Annotated in this window: 1 pseudogene; it reads right to left on the minus strand. The window is 36.4% G+C overall.

Annotated features, from left to right (window positions below):
- Positions 1 to 297 (minus strand): annotated as a pseudogene (gene sdhA, locus JKP73_RS22705) (succinate dehydrogenase flavoprotein subunit); the annotation flags it as partial.

Below are 297 nucleotides of genomic sequence, written 5' to 3' on the forward strand. Positions count from 1 at the left end.
ATAAGCACCGAGGGTAATTACACGCGCAAGATGAAGCATATTTTTTAATTGCCGTGTGAACATTACTCCCTGATTACTCCAGCGAGAGGTATCATTAATATTAATATTATCCCAGCGTTCCTGGAGTTCTTTAAGTTTTTCATCCGTTTTTAGTAGTTTGTTATTTTCACGACCTACTGTATCGTTATCCGTCATCCATTCACCTAGTTCTTTATGAAGCTGATACGCATTTTCGGTTCCATCCATTTTCATCATTTTCTCAAAACTATCTTGTTCTTCTTGTTCTTTCTCTTCATA

Origin of the sequence: Virgibacillus salexigens, from assembly GCF_014905415.1 — a bacterium.
In the GTDB taxonomy this organism is placed as follows: domain Bacteria; phylum Bacillota; class Bacilli; order Bacillales; family Amphibacillaceae; genus Virgibacillus; species Virgibacillus salexigens.